Here is a 19,986-nt window from a genome sequence, read left to right on the forward strand (position 1 = left end):
GCAATTTGATACGTAGGAGTATTAAAATGGGACTGAGTGAAGAAATAATGAATTCTAGTCATAAGGACTTAATTGTCCAAGACTGCTGCACCATGATAGACCTACAACTAGCATCTAAGTCAGGCATGAGTGGCATAGCCCTAAAAGCCGCCTTTGCTGCACTGAAGGGAATTCAACCGGGTTATATCCCCAATGTTATTGAGTCCCTCCTCCCAGTTTGCTTAACTGCAATTGATCCCATCTGGAGTGAAGGAGTGCAACATGGTGAACCAGTAAAATACCTCACAGCAAATAGTGGTCGCACTGCAAATGCGCTATTGAGCGTAACCGATGCCAGGGTTAAAAATACGAAACGCCAACTTGTGCGAGGAACTTACGAAAAATTCCGTAATTCCGCAGAAAAGCACGTACAAGAAGCAGTACCAGATTTAGCTCAAGTGATTGGTAAGTATGCGAATAATTAGGATTTGCTGACAAAGTTGTCTGTGAAGGCAGGGAACAGGGAACAGGGAACAGTTTCAACGATCTGGATATCCTCAATTTTCCCAGTCCGACCAGGAAAAATGCACCTATTTTGAGACACCATCAGCCAAAACCTTGCGCTTTTTTGTGATAAAAATCAGCAAAACCTTTATTAATAAACGGTTTTAGCTTTATTCAGCAAGCCCTAATTAGGGTTTGCACCAAAAATAGAAGTTAGTCTTTCGGTCTTTAGATGCGCTTCCACGTAGGCTACGGGAGCGCATATCCCTAAAAGCCAACTTGCAGATATCCTGCTTCATGATATAATTTATTATTGATGATATTGAGTTAAAAAGTCCCTAATTCAGCCGAAAATATGACACTTGCCTATAGAACAGAGGGATGTCTCCGTATTGGTCAACAAGCTCCCGACTTTACAGCAACAAGCGTAGTAGATCAAGAGTTTAAGTCAATTAAATTGTCTGATTATCGTGGTAGATATGTTCTTCTGTTGTTCTATCCCTTAGATTTTACCTTTGTTTGTCCAACTGAAGTAACAGCATTTAGCGATCGCTACCCAGAATTTAGCCAACTAAATACAGAAATCTTGGGTATTTCCGTTGATAGTGAATTTTCCCACCTCGCTTGGATTCAAACAGATCGTAAATCTGGTGGAGTCGGTGACATAAATTATCCCCTAGTTTCCGACATCAAAAAAGAAATTAGTGCCGCTTACAACGTTCTTGACCCAAACGCTGGTATTGCTTTGCGGGGTTTATTTATCGTAGATAAAGATGGCATTCTACAACACTCCACTATTAATAACTTAGCATTTGGTCGCAATGTGGATGAAGCCCTGCGAACATTACAAGCAATTCAGCACGTTCAGTCCCATATTGATGAAGTTTGTCCTGTTAATTGGCAACCTGGAGACAAAACCATGAATCCTGATCCGGTGAAGTCTAAAATTTACTTTGCTGATATTTAGAGAATGGGAAATTTGGTAATTAAACTTCTAATTTTGAATTTTTTATGCTGACTTCAACTGATTTTACTGGCTTATTTAATGAGCGATTTTTCCATAATTTCCTACCCATACCAGCGCTAGATAATTTTAGATTGGGTGTAGGCACACCAGATTTTAAACTATCAGATATTACTAATAATGCTGTAGTTAAGCTATCTGATTTTCGCGGTAAACAACCTGTAATAATTGCCTTTACCAGAATATTTACCGAAAAGCAATATTGTCCATTTTGTTATCCCCATATTCAAGCTTTAAATGAGAACTATGAACAGTTTAAAAATCGGGGAATAGAAATTTTATTAATTACCAGCACCGACAAAAAGCAAAGTCAAATAATAGTTCAAGACTTGGGACTAAAAATGCCATTATTAAGTGATTCCAGTTGCCATACATTTCGTACTTATAAAACTGGACAAGCATTAGGAGCGCCCTTACCAGCACAATTTGTATTAGATAAAGATGGCAAACTGCTCTACAGACATTTATTTTCTTTTTTAGATCATAATGCTAGTATAGAGACACTTTTGGAAAAATATAATTGAATAGAACGCAGTTTAAGAGGGTGTTTGAAAAGTTTTTAATGTATAAACAGACCCCTCTCCAAACCTCTCCCCGAAGCGGGGAGAGGCTTTGAAAACCTCCTTCCCTCGTAGGGAAGGGGGCAGGGGGGTTAGGTTTTTGGAGATTATCGGTTTCATCTAATACTTTTAAAACATCCTCTAAGGGAACACCAAAAAATAAATTACCCAATTTTGTGGGATGGGCATCCTGCCTGTCCTTGATGATTAGCAGGCAATTCGTCCCGCACCACAAGAAATTTTTGGGTATTTTTTTAATTGGAAGTCCCTAATTCAAAGCTCCTAACCTACCTGTACCCCGATTGTATTGATAACTTTTCTGAATTAAACTAGGATGAGGACTAACACAATATCGTTTACCATCAATCATAATTGTGACTAACTTTTCCCCAGAGGTACAGGAAACATTAGTTAATTCCCAGCTTTTAATTAACTCTACATTAGCATCAGTGGCAAGCTGGGAAGTTGGTTTTGGATTTTCCTGTACTTTAGTCAAAGATTCTAACCTACCTGTACCCCGATTGTATTGATAACTTTTCTGAATTAAACTAGGATGAGGACTAACACAATATTGTTTACCATCAATCATAATTGTGACTAACTTTTCCCCAGAATCACAGGAAACATTAGTTAATTCCCAGCTTTTAATTAACTCTACATTAGTATCAATGGAAGAGTTAGAAGTTGGTTTTGGCTTTGCTTCTGCTTGAGAATTAGAAGTTGGTTTAGGATTTCCCTCTGCTTCAGGTGCAGGTTTTTTAACATAACGCCTATTAAATATTTCTGCGGATTTTTGATAATCTGCAAGTGCATTTTGATAAATACTAGTTAAAGTGTAGGCTATGGCGCGGTTAATGTAAGCATTAAAATCATCAGGATCAATAATAATAGCTAGAGTTGACACTTTTATAGCTGCTGGATAGTCTTTTAAGTTGTTAAACACATCTGCTTGAATTGTGTACCCATAACTATTGTGAGGATCAAGACGAATAGCTTGTTTGGAAGATTCCAACGCCGCTTGATACTTTCCTAATTTAATATAAGCCATAGCCTGATGAGCATAGGCGGCAGCATAGTTAGGGTTGAGACGAATTGCCCGGTTAAAATCCTCAAGGGCTGCTTGATCATTTTGTAAGAATATCTGACTCCAGCCCCGGTTGAGGTAGCCATCTAAGTAGTTAGGATCAAGAACAACAACTTGGTTAAAATCTGTAAGAGCTTCTTGATGTTTGCTGACCCATGTGTATGAATATCCCCTTTTAAAGTATGCTTCTATATATTTAGGGTCAAGCTTAATTGCTTGAGTAAAATCTGCCGCTGCGTCCTGATAATTATATTGATCTAGTTTAGTAATACCCCTAGCATAAAAGTCTCTTGCTGACTGAGGATTGTTTAAACGGGTAGCAGGACTTTCACTAGTAGAACTATTATCCTTTTTGATGGGGGTGTTTTTAATAATTGGCTCACTTGTAGCTAAAAAAGTATTAATAGGAATCCCCGCATTAAATCCTGTTTTCTGTGTTACCACTGCTCCCGTTTCTGTTTTATTCTTACCTGAAGTATCAGCTAACCCGTGAATCGCCACAACTCTACCAGCAATATCAAACACAGGACCGCCACTATTACCAGTTATGGTTCTAGCATCGTAAATTAAACCATAGCCATTAATGGCATTACTGGCACGAGAAACAACTATTCCCGTAGTGAAAGCAAAGTCTCTGGCAGCTCCAACCTTATCAAATACGGCTGGAAACCCACCAACAAAGACATCTGCACCCTCTACCATTTGATCAGAGTTTCCTAAAGTCGCAATAGGATAATCTTCTGAAGCCACAAAAGTAGCTATAGCTAAATCTGCATCATTTCTAGTTTGCTGTAATACTTTAATATCTTTGACAGGATAATCTTTACCCGTGTTTGTGCGTATAGAATAAGTAGTATCTGTAGCGCAAGTAATTTTTCCTGCCCGGCCTAAATCATCACACACCACATGATTAGCTGTGAGTACAGTGTAAGTATTACCTTGTTTAGCAATAATGACTCCTGAACCGCCGGGAGTGAGATCACCCCCTGCATTAATTTGGACTGAGGTGCTTTTAGCAATTTGAGCAATCTTTTGGGTACTAACAGTATCAGCAGCAGATGTTGGTAGAGAAATTACAATAGTTGCGATTACTGTCGTAGTCAAGATGGTATAATTTACCCTGGTAAAATATAAATTCATATTCTGATTCTGAGTCTTCTTGTAAGTTCTAGTAACTATGTTTTATCTTCCTTGACAATTTCTTGTTCTTCGAGAAAAGCAAGAACATTGTCAATAGGAATAGCCCAACTGAGAGATTCCATTTGCAAATAATCTTCTTCTTTTGGTATAGTCCCATCGGTAAAAGTAAAAGCCTCAATACCTTGAAAAGGATACTTTAATAGCCCATTAATACCAATTAGTTCACCTTGCTGATTTAAGGCAGGTCCCCCACTCATCCCTTGAAAGATATCATTAGTGTTGCCTAATTGATAACCTCCAGGGAGAGTTTTAGTAATCTGCATTTTAATAGTTCCAGGTTTGACTTGAAAGGCTTTAACTCCCCAATTTCGGGTTTCTTCCATTTTAGTGATCTTCTTGCCTTTGAAGACAAAATGCCAAGCTGGAAAACCAGAGGCGTATACTGTTTCTCCCTCAAAAATAGCTTTTGACTTTGGCAATGTTACTACTTGATAATCCTGTGGACTAGTAAATTTTACCAGGGCTAAGTCCAATTTTTTCGTATTCATGCCATTGACTTGTTGTCCCTGGTAAATCTTCCCATCAGCAGTCAAAATGCCATAACCATCTTCAGGACTATCAGCAACTACATGATTATTTGTTAATACTGTATAAGTTTGCCCTTCACGTTTAATGACCACCCCTGAGCCAGAACCAGATTGAGTTAAAATCCTCACAGTTACCTGATTGGCAATTTTGGCTGCGGTAACATCAGGCTCGGATGTAGCACCTAAAACTACTGGGGTGGAATGGGCATACAACTGAATCACACAAACCGTGGTAATAAATATTAAAAACAACCTGCGAGCTATGGGAGAAAACATGATTAATATTTAAATAATGTGGATTAAATCATGCTTACCAATTGTATATTAGTAATCAGGGAAAATATCAGAATTTCATCTGTTTCCTAATTACAGGAATACCCATCACCTTTTTCCCCTACCTCTCCCTGACCCAGGGGGGTGGGGAGGTGGGGGGTGGGGGAGGTGGGGGATGTGGGGGATGTGGGGGATGTGGGGGAGGTGGGGGATGTGGGGGAGGGAAGAACAGAAGTTTTTTCCGATCATCATTACCCAGCAATTCTTATTTTGAAACGAGTTTGCGCCATTTCAGCGAACTGCTTGCAGCAGCGCTTCGCTATCCCCGGATTTGTTAAGAATTGTAAAACCCTATGAATGTAAGGGTTTAAATGTCATGAAACCTTAAAATGAGAATTGCTGATCATTACCCGTCAAAATAAATTTGACGAACTACTAGTACAGGTTGGCGTAAATAATATGACTATTAAAAGCTCCGAAAGTTTGATTGATTACAAGGCTTGAAAATGGTTCATTCACTTACACCGCAGTGTAAGTAGTGAGACAAAATTAATTACACAATGTCATTGCGTTAGCGCAGCGTGGCGTTAGCCATATGGAACGAAGTGAAATGAAGCAATCACAACCCTGGCGATTGCTTCCCTTCCCTCGCAATGACTGTAAATATTTTTGTCCAATTACTTACTAGCAACTTGAGTTAATAATTACAAACCACGGGAGTTATCTTGAACGGCAGGTGTCTTTGTCGGTTGCTGAACAGAGAGATTGCGGTTGCTTGTTAACACATCTTCTAATTTGATCTGGACACGAGCTTCTGTCTCACGAACGGAACCCGCACTAGAACCTTCACGACTGATTTGCATGATTTGGGCAAGAACTTGGTCTGCCTTCTTGGCATTTTCTGGTTTCAGCGTAAACAGAGTATTGCGTCCATTGCAACCAGTGTCATTTGCTGAAACTACGCAAATGACAGTTTTATTGTTAACTCGACCGGTCATCAACACAACATCCTTGAGGCTACCACCACTTTCAGCTACAGCTTGATTTAATTTCGGTGTCACGATTTGGCAACGACCTTGGGGAGTAAATTTCTCACCAAAATACTTTGAAGCTGCTGAAGTCCAGATAATGACAGGGATTGGCTGACCACCGGGTCGCTGACCAACTGTAGCCACGCTACCATCACCCTGGGGGACGCAGGTAAATTTAGTCCCAGTGTTGGCTACCTCCGATGGGTCTACGTCTGGCATCGCACTACTGTTACTATTATCAATTGTATTATCCACCGGTGGTAAGGCTTGAACCGGATCTCCCAAACCAACAATGCTAGATATGGCTAAAGTGGCAACTACAATCGCTGTTTTTAATTGATATTTCATAAGACTCCCTAAATGTTAAAAAGAAGAAGAAATGAGACTTTTCCAGTTCCTGACTGAAGTAAATGTCTAGTTTTCTCTAGACTTTATTAGCAGGATGTTGATAATTACAAACCACCGGGGTTATTTTGAGTAGGAGGGTTTCTTCTGGTTTGCCGGAGTGGGTGATTGGCATTCATGGTTAGCAAATCCTTCAATTTCACCTGGACACGACCTTTTGTTTCCCGAATTACGCCGGCACTAGAACCCTCACGACTGATTTGCACGATTTGGGCAAGAATTTGGTCTGCCTTCTTGGCATTCTTGGGGTTGAAGGTAAACAGAGTATTATTGCCATCACAACCAGTGTCATTAATAGAAACTACGCAAATGACGGTTTTACTTCCGACTTGACCGTTCATCAACACAACATCTTTGAGACTACCACCACTTTCATCTACAGCCTGATTAAATCTTTCTGTCACGATTTGGCAACGGCTTTGAGGACTAACTTTCTTGCCAAAATACTTGGAACTATCTGAAGTCCAGATAATCACAGGGATTGGTTCTCCACCAGGTCGCTGACCAACGGTGGCTACGTTACCATTTCCGTCAGGTACACAGGTGAATTGAGTTCCTGTATAGGATTCCTCCGACGGATCTACGTCTGAATTAACACTATTATCTACTTTTGGGAAAGCTTGAACTGTAGACCCCATGGCAAAAATGCTGGAGAGGGCTAAAGTTGCCGCTATCATCGCTGTTTTCAATTGATGTTTCATAAGACTTCTTAAATGTTAAAAATGGGAGGAGATAAGTAGTGAGACAGAATTAATTACACAATGTTATTGCGTTAGCGCAGCATGGTGTTAGCCATATGGAACGAAGTGAAATGAAGCGATTGCAAGGGTTGTGATTGCTTCCCTTCGCTCGCAATGACTGTGTCCAATTACTTAGGCTGTTCTGGATCTGATTTACGCACGAACCACAGAGGCACAGAGGTCACGGAGAAATTAGGGTTTGAGAGATATTTTGTTTGTGTATACTGAAAACGGTTCATGGTTTAACCAATATTAGACCCCTCTGGTAAACCTCTCCCTAACCCGCTTACCGGATGTCTCTATAAACCCCCTTTTCTCCGAGATGTAGATTTAGGGGAATCTGCTAAAGCTTTGAGGTTACCAGTAGCCTGATTATATTGATAACGTTTAGCTGTTAAGTCAGGATGGGGCGTAATGCAGTATCGTCTGCTACTCATGATGATGGTGACGATTTCGCTACCAGGGTTACAGGCTATAGGTGTTAGTTCCCATTTTTTTAGCAGTGCTATGTTAGGATCATCGGCTGATAAATCAGCGTTTTGGGAAGAATCTGGTGTTTCTGGCGTTGCGACATCAAACATGGTGTTGTTTTTCGTAGCATTGTTGAAGTTATAACGACCATTATTAGCAATAACATTGCCACCTGGGTTATTACTAGTCCCCAAATCAGGTAAAGCATCATGAATGAGAACAACACCATCCCGAGTGTTGTTCTGAATTGTATTTTTACGCACTGAAGGTTTAGCGGATTCGGAAATCACTATACCATCTTTGTTTTCAATGATTTGATTTTCTGTTAGTAAGGGCGCGGAAGTATTACCAATGGCTAAACCAAAGCCGTTATTCTGAAATAAATTATTACGAACTTCTCCCTGGCTTGATTTGGTTAGGGAAATCCCGTTGGCGCTATTTTGTACAAATCTGTTATTTTCAATTTTAGGATTTCCTGTACCTGTAACAAAAACTCCGTCTCTAGCATTGTTAATAAAGGTACTGTTTTTGATCGTTGGATTAGTTGATTCTATCCATACACCTGTACCCCTTTGATTGGTGTTGGTGACGGTTACACCTTCGATTGTGGTATCTTGATTTGTCAGGATAGTAATATTCTGTTTAGCAAAAATGCGACTGATATAATCACCACCACCGGAAATAACTACTCTCTCACCCCTGCTGGATTCATCACCCCGTAATGTTACGCCTGGTTTGAGTAATATGGGGAATGATTCGTTGCTATAATTACCAGGAGCTAATTGAATAACTGTACCCGGTTTGGCTTGACTGAGGGCAGAAGTAATGGTTTTATAGGGGTTTGCTGATGTTCCAGCTTCAGCAGCATTTAAACCGTTAACAGGGTCAACATAAATTACTTGGGCAACGGGAGGCAATTCGGCTTGTAGTGGGAATGTGACAATTAGGGAACTAGATATGGCTAATGTCGTCACGAACCAAGAGGTTTTTGATTTGAACCGATTACTCATAAATAACTCCTTGATTTGATGAGTATATGCTTACCTATTACAAATTAAACCATAAATACTAGGATAATCTCAAAGTTATACATATATATTACTTATATACACCTGATCTGGATTAGTTGCTAAAATCCCCGTCATTCCGTTGATAATCCCAAAATCCCCGGTTTGAGCAACTCAGGAAATGCTTATGAAACGAAAAAAAAATCTAGCAGGTTGGGACAGTCTACCACTTCTTCTAACATACCTCTAAGATAAGTAGTGAGACAGAATTAATTACACAATGTCATTGTGTTAGCGCAGCGTGGCGTTAGCCATATGAAATGAAGTGGAATGAAGCAATTGCAAGGGTTGTGATTGCTTCCCTTCGCTCGCAATGACTGTAAATATTTTTGTCTAATTACTTACAAGGTTGGGTTGAGCGAATGACTGTAAATATTTTTGTCTAATTACTTACAAGGTTGGGTTGAGCGATAGCCATTGGTGTCAACTTAACGTAAAACCTCTATCCCGCAAAGAACTCAAGTCATCTTATTCCCAGTCTCTGACTGGGAATGAATTCTAGAAGGCTCTGCCTTCAATAATATTAGAGGCAGAGCCTCATTAACTGCATTCCTAGTCAGAGACTAGGAACGAGATGTGGTAGGGATTTGAGCTTAAGTTGACACCTATGGGTTGAGCGATAGCCATTGGTGTCAACTTAACGTAAAACCTCTATCCCGCAAAGAACTCAAGTCACCTCATTCCCAGTCTCTGACTGGGAATGAATTCTAGAAGGCTCTGCCTTTAATAATATTAGAGGCAGAGCCTCATTAACTGCATTCCTAGTCAGAGACTAGGAACGAGATGTGGTAGGGATTTGAGCTTAAGTTGACACCTATGAGCGACGGCTATTTGATCGCAGTTCTCAATTGTTTGAGTATGCCACCAATACCGACGAAACCTGTATTTCGAGAGAGATTCTTGAGAGCTTTTGGTTCACTGTTGAGGATAATCCCGTTGTAGGCAACAATAGCATCATTCAGCTTATTGATATTTACACTTAGCCCAGCACCGCCTTGAGCAATGACATAAACAGGTTTGAGAGCTTTGGTTCCTGCTACTAGCTGTCCTGATGTTGCTTGGGCTAGGGGCTGATTTGGTAAGGAAGCGTTAGTAGAACCAAACAAACCTGTGAGAGATGAGACTAGTGCTGTTGCTTGTTGTGGGGAAATACCCGCAGCGGTGAGACTGTTTGTCAGAGCTACCGCAGCTTGTTGTGACCCAGCACCGCCTGTGACTAGTGAAGCAACGGATTCTGTACCACCATCCCCGCCTGTTGTACCACCTGTTGTACCATCCCCGCCTGTTGTACCGCCTGTTGTACCATCCCCGCCTGTTGTACCGCCCGTTGTACCACCTGTTGTACCATCCCCGCCTGTTGTACCGCCTGTTGTACCACTTGTTGTACCATCCCCGCCTGTTGTACCGCCTGTTGTACCGCCTGTTGTACCACCTGTTGTACCGCCTGTTGTACCGCCTGTTGTACCGCCTGTTGTACCGCCTGTTGGACTAAGAGCCTGAACAATAGCAGCAGCCAACTGATTCACGGTAACCTGAACTTGCGGAGAAAGAGAGATCACAATAGTGTTTGCTGTTGCACCGGTTGTTACAGTTATACCAGGTGAAGTTGGTTCTACGGTTGTTGGTGAAACGGCAATTGTAGATGATGCCGTAGCTGTGTCACCTCCTCCTGTAGTTGTGCCACCAGTGGTACTAACCGCCGACAGATTACCTGCTGTGGAAACACCAGTTGTAATGGTGGGGGAAACACCAGATATGATGGGAATGGTGATAGAAATTCCTGTTGCTGTTGTTGCTGTTACTGCCGGTGTTGTTGTTCCTCCTATCGTTGTTGTTGTTGGTGTTGTTGTCGTTGTTGTTGGTACGGCAAACCCACTAGTTTGTGAAGCACCAGTAGCAGCGCCAGCATCAACACCGGCTGAACCTTTACTGGGACTGAAACTCTGGGCTTGGCTTGGTAACTGCCAAGCAAATAACAGCAGGGGACTCAAGCTGAGGGCAAAAATGAGATTTCTGGTTTTCAACATGATGATTATCTAAAATATGGAACTGTTTGACAATTGATGCTATAGTCACTGATTCCCTGGATATTTTTTGGCTCTAATATCCCTTGAAATTTCTATATACAAGGGTTTCAGGTTTATCGCCACGCTACTCTATCAGCAAGCCCTATTTAGGCAAGAAATTGAAACCATAACCTATACTTAGCGCAAATGTTGTGCCGCCTACACTGTTATCTGTGAGATCCGCACCTTGGAGTGTAATTGTTAAGGGTAACGTAGGTACAGGCACGAAAGAAGCACCAAGGTTTAAGCCAACTCCACTCCAGCCAAAGCCCACACCGATTTGGGGATGAACTTGCACACCTGCTCCGGCAAATACCCCAGTACTGGCGTTACCTTGCCTAAAGTCACCACCTCCAACACCGAGGGAGAATGAGACGGGCATTTTATTCACAGCATCATTAGGCTTTAAAAGAGAGTAAGTTGTTACCACACCATAGACGCTGGAAGGTCTGGTCTCTTCCTCACTGGCATTAGTCTCATACTGGGCAAAGGCTTTCCAGCCAGCAGCTACACCAACTTGATTGGTTCCTTTAGCATAGACAATGCGGTGAGCTTTTAAGTCAAAGGTGCCATTAGAGCCAAAGTTTTTGACACTACCGTTGTTGAAGGATAATTCTAGACCAACTAGTTTCTGGGAATTCCCTAAACCAAAACCAATGCTGGTACTTGCGTCTATGTCGTTTATAGAGTTACCTCTATTACCAGCGGTTGCTGCTGATGCTCCCACAAACGCATCACCCATGTTAGCTCCGAAGGCACTGGGTGCAGCAAAACTGAGTCCAGGTGGATAGGTTGGCTTAGGTGCTACTATCTTGACTTTGATCAGGGGTTCAACTAGTAGCTCTTGGCGGATTTTATTAATATCATCCGGATTGCTGTCCGCTGTTTGTGCAATTAGTTGTTGTTGCTCAGAAATAGATTCAACCTTTGGTTCTAATTGTGCGGCTGTGACTACTTTATCTGTGATTAATTCACTGGGCTGATTTTCAGTTACTATGTCATCTGCCGCAGATGCGGAATTAACTGAAATGATGGTAGTAATCAGCAAACTTGGTAGGGTTAGCAATAAACCCAAGTAGTAAAACCGTTTGTAGTGATTAATTAGTATAAGAGAATGCTTTTTCATCTTCAAAATATCACTCCTCACAAGATGTTATGCGGTGGCAACAATCTATACCCCTGTATACAGCTATACAAGATAGTTTTTGAATTTGACTGAATTAAGTAGGTGGATGTGAAATATACTGCGAACGGTTCATAGTTTAACCAAATATGAAACCCCTCTCCGTACCTCTCCCTAGCCTTCTCCTAAGAGGAGGGGGAAAAGGAATAATATTTAATACTGGAGAGGTTTTGAACTGGTTCTTTGTATGATAAAAAAGTCCAGCTTCTAGCCGTTTTGAGTATAACCAAAATGTGTAACGATATGTAAATTCACCTCGATGGGTTATTATCGTTGAGTTTTAGTCATTTCAAAAAACGAAATATATTTTGATTTTCCTCCGCCCAGGTACTTAATATTCAGACAAAATACTAACTATTTTGTATATATATCTACAAAGGACTCGACCACACTTTTTATTCTACAGGAGATGTAACTTTAAATGCAAGCTTTACACAAGTAAATATTTTCTTTAAATTAACTACGAGTCTTTCAATATATATAAGTTAATATTAGGCTGTAGCAAGATACTACAGCGTGGGATTTGACAAAATAGCAGTTCTGGATTGTTTTTTCAGGAAATACTCTCAATAGTTCTTACAATTTAACTTGTGCTAAATGACTACGGGGGTTGTAAGTGCGGATAGCCCGAATTTTTTCATAACATTCTCGTTCTTGCGGGGTGAGGTCTTTGGGGGGAGCGATCGCTACTTTGACAAATTGATCACCACGTCCACCTTTAGCTATGGGCCAACCTTTACCACGTAAGCGCAGAGATTGACCAGAACGAACTCCCGCAGGTAGCTTAACACTGACATGACCATCGGGTGTGGGTACATCTATCGCTGCACCTAATGTGGCTTCATCAGGGGTAATTAAGACTTCGCAAACCAGATTGTCCCCTTCTATTTGGAAAAAAGTATGGGGTTGTAATTCTACCTTTAAGTATAAATCTCCCCGTTGTTGACTCATGGGGTTAATTTGGCCTTTTCCTTTCAACCGTAGACGAGTCCCAGTTTTAGCACCACCAGGAATACGCACATCAATAGTTTCGTTTCCTAAACTAAAGCGTTTTTGAACACCGGAAAATGCTTCTGCAAAAGTTAAAATAATTACAGCTTCTGTATCTTGTGTGCCGCCAATACCGCTATCTGGAAAACCAAAATCGTTAAAACCGCTACCTGGTTTACCGGGAGGAGTCCGATAAGAGTAACTTTGTCGTCCGCTGCGAGGACCTGCACCACCAAATAATTCGTTTAAGAAGTCATTAAAACTGCCGTATTGACCAAAATCAACTCCGCCCATATCCCCAGGACCACCACCGGGAAAACCTTGACCGGCTTGTTTCCAATATTGACCAAATTGATCGTATTTTTTGCGTTTATCTGGGTCTGATAATACTTCGTAGGCTTCATTAACTTCTTTAAATTTGGCTTCAGCCTGTTTGTTATTGGGGTTAACATCAGGATGAAATTTACGGGCTAGTTTGCGAAAAGCTTGTTTAATTTCTTCTGAAGTGGCGGTTTTACTAATTCCTAACATTGCATAATAGTCTTTAAAGTCGGTTGCAGCCATCTACTAGCCTCCTGTATAAGTTTACGTGGCGTTGCTGATTAAGGGTATGAATTTTAGTCTCACGCAAAGGTAAGATTTTTAAAGGTTCAATTTGGAAATTTCATACCTCGATTCAGCAACGCCGTTTACGTGATGTTTTTCTAACTTTTATTTGGTCTCATCTCAGATAAAAAGACCCTGACATTAGACTAACAAATCATTCCTATGATCAAGTGTGGTTCTTGCTGAATGCGCGATCGCAATTCCCGTACTTCTGCTATACCTGAGTTCGACATAAGATAATTTGTGGAAAACTGCCCCAAGTATGAGTCTCAAACCCTGATGATCTCCTTGAAAAAATCATAACTCCGTTCGCGTAGCGTTTCCGAAGGAGAAACTCCGAACTCCTAACACCGAACTCAGGTCTGCTATGATTAAAAGAATATAAGCTCATCTATTCCTTCTTCTACACTGGGGGGAGCATCCTGGAGTTGACGGTGCATTCGGAGAATTATATCTTGGGGAACTTGGCGAATCCGTCTTTGATTTCGGGACAAACATAGCCAAACTGGAGTTTTTACCCAGACCCCCATGATATAACTAAAGCCACAATCACGGGCGAGAGTAATTACTTCCCGACGACTTTTCCTTTGGGCGTTGGTAGCATCGAAAATCACTTCTTGATCTGCGGTTATGGCTTGCTGTAATTGCTGTTCCAGTTCGCGCCAAATTAGCAGCCAGGGTCCTTGAATTGCTTCTGAGCCAAAAAGCTGCCCCCGGATAGCATCTGTGGAAATTAGCTGCATCTGAGGGCATTCTGTCAATAATTGTTTTGCTAAGGTTGATTTACCACTACCAGGAAGACCAATTAGCAAAATTAATTTAGTCATTGGTCATTGGTCATTGGTCATTGGTCATTGGTCATTGGTTATTGGTCATTGGTCATTGGTCATTGGTCATTGGTCAGGAGCAAAACAACTGACAACTGACAACTAACTAAATGATTGTACCATCAGAAATTAGAGCATTTTTGAGAACAACAACAATCCCACTGCGGATGTAAAAGCCTTGCTTTTCTCTTTCTGCTTCTTGGATGTTGTCTTTGTTGATAATTTTCACATTGTGACCAATGCGGGCATTTTTATCAATAATGGCACGGCGAATAATGGTGTCTGTACCAATACCGACGGGAACATCATCTTGTTCTAAACTGCATTGTCTTTCTACAGATGGTTGGTAATAGTCAGCACCCATGATCAGGGTTTCTTCGATTACCGATCCTGATTCTATCCGCGATCGCACTCCCAAAACTGAATGTTGAATCCGACAATCTTTCAAAATACAACCATCGCCAATCATGGATTCTGTAATTTGGCAATTCAACAGTTTAGAGGGGGGTAAGTAACGAGCGCGAGTATAAATTGGTGCTGCTTCATCATAGAAACTAAAAGGAGGTAGGGGTTGCTTAGTCAGGGCTAAATTAGCCTCATAAAAAGATTCAATTGTCCCAATGTCTTCCCAATAGTCGTCAAATAAGAAAGCTTGGACATTGTGATCCTTCGCTGCATCAGGAATAATTTCCTTACCGAAATCAGTCCGTTCTAAAGATTCTTTTAGCAACTTAATCAAAACATCTTTTTTAAAGACATAAATCCCCATTGAGGCGATATATGGCTGTAATGCAGCTTGTTCCTTTGTCAACCCCAAGATGGTGGTATCAACACGCATTTGTGCTAAAGCTTCACCTTTGGGTTTTTCGCTAAAGTCAATTACCCTACCTGAATCATTAATTTTCATCAAGCCAAAGTCTGAGGCGCGACGATCATCCATAGGAATTACAGAAAGTGTAATATCAGCATTGGTATCTCTGTGACGCTGGATAAATTGTCGGTAATCCATGCGGTAAAGGTGATCACCGGAAAGAATCAGAAATTCTTCTACATCCCACTCTTGTAACATCCAGATGTACTGACGCACAGCATCAGCCGTACCTTGGAACCAGTTGGGGTTTTCTGGGGTTTGTTGTGCTGCTAACACTTCCACAAACCCATCGCTAAACCCACTGAAGTTGTAAGCACGGGCGATGTGACGATTCAGAGAGGCTGAGTTAAATTGAGTCAGGACGTAGATTTTGAATATTTCGGAATTGATGCAGTTGCTAACAGGTATATCTATTAGACGATATTTCCCTGCTACTGGTACTGCTGGTTTGGCGCGGAGTTTAGTTAACGGATAAAGCCGGGTACCTGCACCCCCACCCAGAATAATTGCTAAAACTTTTTTCACAAAATTTCTCCCAACTGCCTTTCACTCTCATCTACAGTTTAGGACTGTATGTAACAACTAATAAAGGGGGATCAAAGAATCTTAGGGATGAATTTTTGAGATGGCAGTAAATTAGCCAAAATAGAACTTATGTACTATAGTAGTGGGTGGCAGGAGAGTCTAAATTTATAGTTGAAGCAGTATTGCCAATATGAACATTTTGTGCTACTTTTAAGTAGCAATTTACCATTAAAGTTATCATGTTTCAACAACTATCACTATTTGAAGATAAAAATACTCATATTGCTAACTGTTTTTATAGAAGCATTGAGGAGTCTGGTTTTAACTATCAAGAAATTGATATAGGTGATATCACATTTAAAGCAGGACAAACAGAGTCAGTACATAGATGGTATCGGCTGACCCCTAGCTATTCGCCAAATTTAGTTCGCTTTTTTATTGATATATTTAAAATTAGTAAAGATGATTTTGTCGTTGATCCATTTAGTGGTAGAGGCACAACAGTTATTGAATGTCAGAAGCATGGAATTAAGGCTATGGGAATTGAGATTAATCCTCTACTTCAGCAAGTGGGAAATAAGTCGTTACTATGGAATATTGATAATACGCATTTAATTAATATTTATCTTGAAGAAATATTTGATACGATTAAAAAATATCAAACATTTTCACTAGAAGATGTTATTGAGATATTCAATACCAGAGTTCCAATTATTCATAATGTCTTTCGTTGGTGGAAAATTCATGTGTTAAAGAATTTGATTATTTGCCGTGAGATAATGAATCAGGAAAAATATAATCCTATTTCTGAATATATCTGGTTGTCTTTGAATAAAGCGTGTTTAGATTGTGCAAATATTCATAGAAATCATCCAACTATTACATTTGATGATAATCATCAGAGGGAGATAGATGTTTATTTGGAAATTAGTACAAATCTCCAGAACATAAAAGAAGATTTGATCAAGCTCAATCAAGATCAAATATTATTTTCAAATTTCAACTCTATTATAGTCAGTAATTCCACAAACAACTTACAAAATATAGTTATTGATCGTTCTATAGATTTTGTAATTACTTCACCTCCCTATCCAAACCGTTATAGTTATGTTCATCAGACTAGACCTCAATTACACTTCTTAGAACTCTTAGAAGATGTTCGTGAAGCTACGGAAATAGATTTACAAGCAATAGGTGGAACATGGGGTAGAGCGACTTCAATTTTACAGAAGGATTTAATTAGAGTTCCTGATGAGATTAAGCCATATCTTTGTTATTATGATGAACTCAAAAATCAAAACCTCTTGATGTGTAATTATGCCACTAAATATTTTATGGATTTATGGAAACATATACAATGTTTAAAACAGTGTGTATCCAGAAACTTCCAAGGTGTTTACGTTGTCGGCAATTCGAGGCTCTCAAATGTAGAGATATTTACAGAGGTGATTTTAGGTAAGCTTTTTCAACACGAGGGTTTTGAAGTTGAGAAAATAATTTCCTTTAGGAAAAGAGGTGGTAAAAAACGTTTGTATGAAACAGCAGTATGTATTAAAAATTAGAGAAAATATTATCTATCTCTTTTTTCAAATATTTTGAATTTCTCTGAAGAAAACTATAACTATAAAGGTCAAATCCAGTAATAGAGCGCACTAAATTAAAACTGTTTATTCCTTCGTAGAGTTCCCAACTTTTTGATAATCTAAGTACAGGGCTTTTTAAAGATGTATTGCAGAAAATTAGCATCACAGGCAGAATTTCGTAAGACTTCAAAGCTAAGGACATATCATAGTCAGCTTGAATTCTTTTAGAATCACCAATTTGATAGCACGAACGAATCTCAAATCCTATTCCTTCATATTTAATCCAATCTGAGGGAATATTTTGATTGAACTTATCTTTTCTTATTAATCCATCAGTAGAGCGAATCTGATCACGATCACCAATTTTAACTGTGACACTAAAGTGTAGTTGATGCTCATTTAAGCCAAAACTCTCTTTTAATAAATAGGCAAATAAATTCTCATACATATCACCAAGTTTGCGATGCAAAGAAGTTACAAGATTTCCTCCTACTCTAGCAATAATGTATCTTTCATCGTCTAAACCTAAAGAGCCAAAGGCAGGATCATTAGCTATTAATTGCTGAAATTCCTCTTTGTTATTGATACCAACATAGCTCTTGTAAGGTTTAAATTCTGAAACTTTTCTAATATTTACTATGGCTATATTCAATAACTCATCCTCATTTATCATTTTGTGTTTTCCCCATTTTCTAGTTGATTATCGAATAAATCTTTAGCTGTAACTTGAAGAGCATCAGCTAAACGAAAAATATTCATTAAACTAATATTTCGTTCACCTCGCTCTACAGCACCAATGTATGTACGATGTAAGTCAGATTTTTCAGCCAATTCATCTTGGGAAAGTTTTAAACGTTTTCTGAAATAGCGAACTCTGATTCCAAAAGCGTCCATTCTAGCATCCATATTTAAAAAATGTGTGCCTCAATAGATTAAACATTCTACCTCATCAAAACCAAATTATTATATAATTTTATCTGAGCTTTACTCTGGTTCTAAAAAATTATGGCTTTCAATTTAGACCTGATTTAGCTCATTTTTCTTTACCCAGAAATGGCGATCGCGCGATCGCATCCAGACTCTTTAGCTTGACAAAGAGCATCATCAGCACGTTTTAGTATCACTGTGTCGGTTTTATCATCAGCTTGATAGACAGTTACGCCAATACTGATAGTAATTTTCATGGGTTGAAAGGTAGTATCTATCTCTAAATTACGAATTTGTTCACATAGATGTTCAGCTATTTCCATCGCTTTTTGTAAGGTTGTCGCTGGTAAAATGATCATAAATTCCTCACCTCCCCAACGCCCTACTGTATCTTCATTGCGTAACCACTTAACTAACAGTTGAGATATTTCTTTTAATACTTGATCACCAATGGGATATCCATAGGAATCATTAACAAATTTCAAGTGATCAATATCAATTACTAAAAGTGAAAAAGGTTCTTTGTAAGATTGAGTTCGTTGAAATTCTTTTTTCAAAATTGCTAAAATGTTGCGTCTATTGGCAATTCCAGTTAAGAGATCAGTATTTACTATTTTTTTCAATTTCTGACTTAATATTTTCTGTTTGTTTAAAGCAATTCTTAATTTATTCTCAATTTGATTGCGTTCACTTACATCTCTCATAGAAACAATTGAGACTTTTTGATCTAACCATTCAGTTTTCCCAACGGTAATTTCTGCCCGTCCGAGAATTCCCCGAGAACGAAGAATATCGAGTTCTGCAACTTTTCCTACTACAATTGGTAGTCCCAATTCACGATTAATTAAATCGGATAATGATCTATCAAACATTTGCGCCGCAGCCGGATTAGCAAATTTTACAACTCCTGCTTCATCAACAATTAAAATTCCATCTTTGATATGAGTAACGATGGTATTGAGTTTATTTTCACTTTGTTGTAACTGTCTAGTTTGGCGTTTTAGTTGAATATGTGTCTGCACACGGGCTAATAATTCTGTAGATCGAAAAGGCTTGGTTACATAGTCAGCCGCGCCCTTTTCAAAGGCTTCTAATAAATGTTCTTCTTCGTGACTAGCAGTCAGAAATAAAATTGGTATATGATGATAATCTGGATTTTTCTTAATTTGTTCGCAAACTTCCAAGCCACTCATTTCTGGCATCAATAAATCTAATAAAATTAAATCTGGTTGAATTGCTTGAAGACGTTGGAGGGCTTCTTTTCCACTTAAAGCATAGGTAATAGAATAACCTTGTGTTTCTAGGGTTCTTCCTAAAACTTGAATATTTTGAATCAGGTCATCAACAATTAATATTGTACAATCTTGGGGATTAAAAGCAATTTTTTCCATTATTTATATAGAGAATGAAATCGGCGGTTAAAAACCGCATCTACACAAACAAAACCCACCTGCGTGGGTTCAGAATTCTGATTTTTTCTGAGAATGAAATCGGCGGTTAGAAACCGCATCTACACAAGCAAAACCCACCTGCGTGGGTTCAG

Annotated in this window: 17 protein-coding genes; 4 read left to right on the forward strand and 13 right to left on the reverse strand. The window is 39.5% G+C overall.

Annotated features, from left to right (window positions below; genetic code table 11):
- The first annotated feature begins 26 nt into the window (after positions 1-26).
- The 3 genes from NG743_RS00270 to NG743_RS00280 all read left to right on the forward strand — a co-directional run bounded on the left by NG743_RS00270 (position 27) and on the right by NG743_RS00280 (position 2,031).
- Positions 27-464: a DUF6918 family protein gene (locus NG743_RS00270; RefSeq protein ID WP_027401044.1), complete on the forward strand. Its 438-nt coding sequence runs from the start codon at positions 27-29 to the stop codon at positions 462-464.
- A gap of 374 nt (positions 465-838) precedes the next feature.
- The gene (locus tag NG743_RS00275) at positions 839-1,450 is read left to right on the forward strand and encodes a peroxiredoxin (RefSeq protein WP_027401043.1); all 612 of its coding nucleotides are present in this window, start codon (positions 839-841) and stop codon (positions 1,448-1,450) included.
- Between the two features lie 44 nt (positions 1,451-1,494).
- Positions 1,495-2,031 carry a peroxiredoxin family protein gene (locus tag NG743_RS00280; RefSeq protein ID WP_053539503.1) on the forward strand — a complete coding sequence of 179 codons (537 nt, stop codon included), beginning with the start codon at positions 1,495-1,497 and terminating at the stop codon, positions 2,029-2,031.
- A 304-nt stretch (positions 2,032-2,335) separates the two neighbouring features.
- Here NG743_RS00280 and NG743_RS00285 read toward each other — a convergent pair whose 3' ends face one another.
- The 10 genes from NG743_RS00285 to NG743_RS00330 form a co-directional block, all read right to left on the reverse strand.
- Positions 2,336-4,291 carry a tetratricopeptide repeat-containing S1 family peptidase gene (locus tag NG743_RS00285; RefSeq protein ID WP_257121243.1) on the reverse strand — a complete coding sequence of 652 codons (1,956 nt, stop codon included), beginning with the start codon at positions 4,289-4,291 and terminating at the stop codon, positions 2,336-2,338.
- Positions 4,292-4,326: 35 nt separating this feature from the next.
- Positions 4,327-5,154 carry a S1 family peptidase gene (locus tag NG743_RS00290; RefSeq protein ID WP_027401041.1) on the reverse strand — a complete coding sequence of 276 codons (828 nt, stop codon included), beginning with the start codon at positions 5,152-5,154 and terminating at the stop codon, positions 4,327-4,329.
- A 701-nt stretch (positions 5,155-5,855) separates the two neighbouring features.
- Positions 5,856-6,530, reverse strand: coding sequence for a COP23 domain-containing protein (locus tag NG743_RS00295; protein WP_035081273.1), 675 nt, complete (start codon positions 6,528-6,530; stop codon positions 5,856-5,858).
- Between the two features lie 104 nt (positions 6,531-6,634).
- Positions 6,635-7,288, reverse strand: coding sequence for a COP23 domain-containing protein (locus tag NG743_RS00300; RefSeq protein WP_193962186.1), 654 nt, complete (start codon positions 7,286-7,288; stop codon positions 6,635-6,637).
- 338 nt (positions 7,289-7,626) lie between these two features.
- The gene (locus tag NG743_RS00305) at positions 7,627-8,808 is read right to left on the reverse strand and encodes a DUF1565 domain-containing protein (protein ID WP_193962187.1); all 1,182 of its coding nucleotides are present in this window, start codon (positions 8,806-8,808) and stop codon (positions 7,627-7,629) included.
- A gap of 884 nt (positions 8,809-9,692) precedes the next feature.
- Positions 9,693-10,892 carry a hypothetical protein gene (locus NG743_RS00310; protein WP_257121244.1) on the reverse strand — a complete coding sequence of 400 codons (1,200 nt, stop codon included), beginning with the start codon at positions 10,890-10,892 and terminating at the stop codon, positions 9,693-9,695.
- 142 nt (positions 10,893-11,034) lie between these two features.
- On the reverse strand, positions 11,035-12,057 hold the full coding sequence (locus NG743_RS00315; protein WP_035081270.1) for a hypothetical protein: 1,023 nt from the start codon (positions 12,055-12,057) through the stop codon (positions 11,035-11,037).
- A gap of 633 nt (positions 12,058-12,690) precedes the next feature.
- Entirely contained in the window at positions 12,691-13,668 is a 978-nt protein-coding gene (locus NG743_RS00320) for a DnaJ C-terminal domain-containing protein (RefSeq protein ID WP_027401038.1), read from the reverse strand.
- A gap of 413 nt (positions 13,669-14,081) precedes the next feature.
- Positions 14,082-14,537, reverse strand: a complete 456-nt coding sequence (locus NG743_RS00325; RefSeq protein WP_027401037.1) for an AAA family ATPase — start codon at positions 14,535-14,537, stop codon at positions 14,082-14,084.
- A gap of 106 nt (positions 14,538-14,643) precedes the next feature.
- The gene (locus NG743_RS00330; protein ID WP_027401036.1) at positions 14,644-15,933 is read right to left on the reverse strand and encodes a glucose-1-phosphate adenylyltransferase; all 1,290 of its coding nucleotides are present in this window, start codon (positions 15,931-15,933) and stop codon (positions 14,644-14,646) included.
- A 239-nt stretch (positions 15,934-16,172) separates the two neighbouring features.
- Between NG743_RS00330 and NG743_RS00335 the strand changes: the two genes are divergently transcribed.
- A complete protein-coding gene (locus tag NG743_RS00335) occupies positions 16,173-17,495 on the forward strand; it encodes a DNA methyltransferase (RefSeq protein ID WP_257121245.1) in 1,323 nt (440 codons plus the stop codon).
- Here NG743_RS00335 and NG743_RS00340 read toward each other — a convergent pair.
- The 3 genes from NG743_RS00340 to NG743_RS00350 form a co-directional block, all read right to left on the reverse strand.
- Positions 17,485-18,189, reverse strand: a complete 705-nt coding sequence (locus NG743_RS00340; protein WP_257121246.1) for a type I restriction endonuclease — start codon at positions 18,187-18,189, stop codon at positions 17,485-17,487. The genes NG743_RS00335 and NG743_RS00340 overlap by 11 nt on opposite strands.
- A complete protein-coding gene (locus tag NG743_RS00345; protein WP_173401691.1) occupies positions 18,186-18,410 on the reverse strand; it encodes a helix-turn-helix domain-containing protein in 225 nt (74 codons plus the stop codon). The genes NG743_RS00340 and NG743_RS00345 overlap by 4 nt, the downstream gene beginning before the upstream one ends.
- Before the next feature lie 149 nt (positions 18,411-18,559).
- Entirely contained in the window at positions 18,560-19,834 is a 1,275-nt protein-coding gene (locus NG743_RS00350) for a diguanylate cyclase (RefSeq protein ID WP_257121248.1), read from the reverse strand.
- Positions 19,835-19,986: the final 152 nt, after the last annotated feature.

This window comes from Dolichospermum heterosporum TAC447, assembly GCF_024584745.1.
GTDB classification, from domain to species: domain Bacteria; phylum Cyanobacteriota; class Cyanobacteriia; order Cyanobacteriales; family Nostocaceae; genus Dolichospermum; species Dolichospermum heterosporum.

What these genes read in the sequence shown, in the direction of transcription:
- NG743_RS00305 (WP_193962187.1), bottom strand. Translation starts at nt 8,808, where the DNA reads ATGAGTAATCGGTTCAAATCAAAAACCTCTTGGTTCGTGACGACATTA.
- NG743_RS00315 (WP_035081270.1), bottom strand. Translation starts at nt 12,057, where the DNA reads ATGAAAAAGCATTCTCTTATACTAATTAATCACTACAAACGGTTTTAC.
- NG743_RS00285 (WP_257121243.1), bottom strand. Translation starts at nt 4,291, where the DNA reads ATGAATTTATATTTTACCAGGGTAAATTATACCATCTTGACTACGACA.
- NG743_RS00325 (WP_027401037.1), bottom strand. Translation starts at nt 14,537, where the DNA reads ATGACTAAATTAATTTTGCTAATTGGTCTTCCTGGTAGTGGTAAATCA.
- NG743_RS00340 (WP_257121246.1), bottom strand. Translation starts at nt 18,189, where the DNA reads ATGATAAATGAGGATGAGTTATTGAATATAGCCATAGTAAATATTAGA.
- NG743_RS00275 (WP_027401043.1), top strand. Translation starts at nt 839, where the DNA reads ATGACACTTGCCTATAGAACAGAGGGATGTCTCCGTATTGGTCAACAA.
- NG743_RS00335 (WP_257121245.1), top strand. Translation starts at nt 16,173, where the DNA reads ATGTTTCAACAACTATCACTATTTGAAGATAAAAATACTCATATTGCT.
- NG743_RS00280 (WP_053539503.1), top strand. Translation starts at nt 1,495, where the DNA reads ATGCTGACTTCAACTGATTTTACTGGCTTATTTAATGAGCGATTTTTC.
- NG743_RS00350 (WP_257121248.1), bottom strand. Translation starts at nt 19,834, where the DNA reads ATGGAAAAAATTGCTTTTAATCCCCAAGATTGTACAATATTAATTGTT.
- NG743_RS00300 (WP_193962186.1), bottom strand. Translation starts at nt 7,288, where the DNA reads ATGAAACATCAATTGAAAACAGCGATGATAGCGGCAACTTTAGCCCTC.
- NG743_RS00320 (WP_027401038.1), bottom strand. Translation starts at nt 13,668, where the DNA reads ATGGCTGCAACCGACTTTAAAGACTATTATGCAATGTTAGGAATTAGT.
- NG743_RS00290 (WP_027401041.1), bottom strand. Translation starts at nt 5,154, where the DNA reads ATGTTTTCTCCCATAGCTCGCAGGTTGTTTTTAATATTTATTACCACG.
- NG743_RS00310 (WP_257121244.1), bottom strand. Translation starts at nt 10,892, where the DNA reads ATGTTGAAAACCAGAAATCTCATTTTTGCCCTCAGCTTGAGTCCCCTG.
- NG743_RS00270 (WP_027401044.1), top strand. Translation starts at nt 27, where the DNA reads ATGGGACTGAGTGAAGAAATAATGAATTCTAGTCATAAGGACTTAATT.
- NG743_RS00345 (WP_173401691.1), bottom strand. Translation starts at nt 18,410, where the DNA reads ATGGACGCTTTTGGAATCAGAGTTCGCTATTTCAGAAAACGTTTAAAA.
- NG743_RS00295 (WP_035081273.1), bottom strand. Translation starts at nt 6,530, where the DNA reads ATGAAATATCAATTAAAAACAGCGATTGTAGTTGCCACTTTAGCCATA.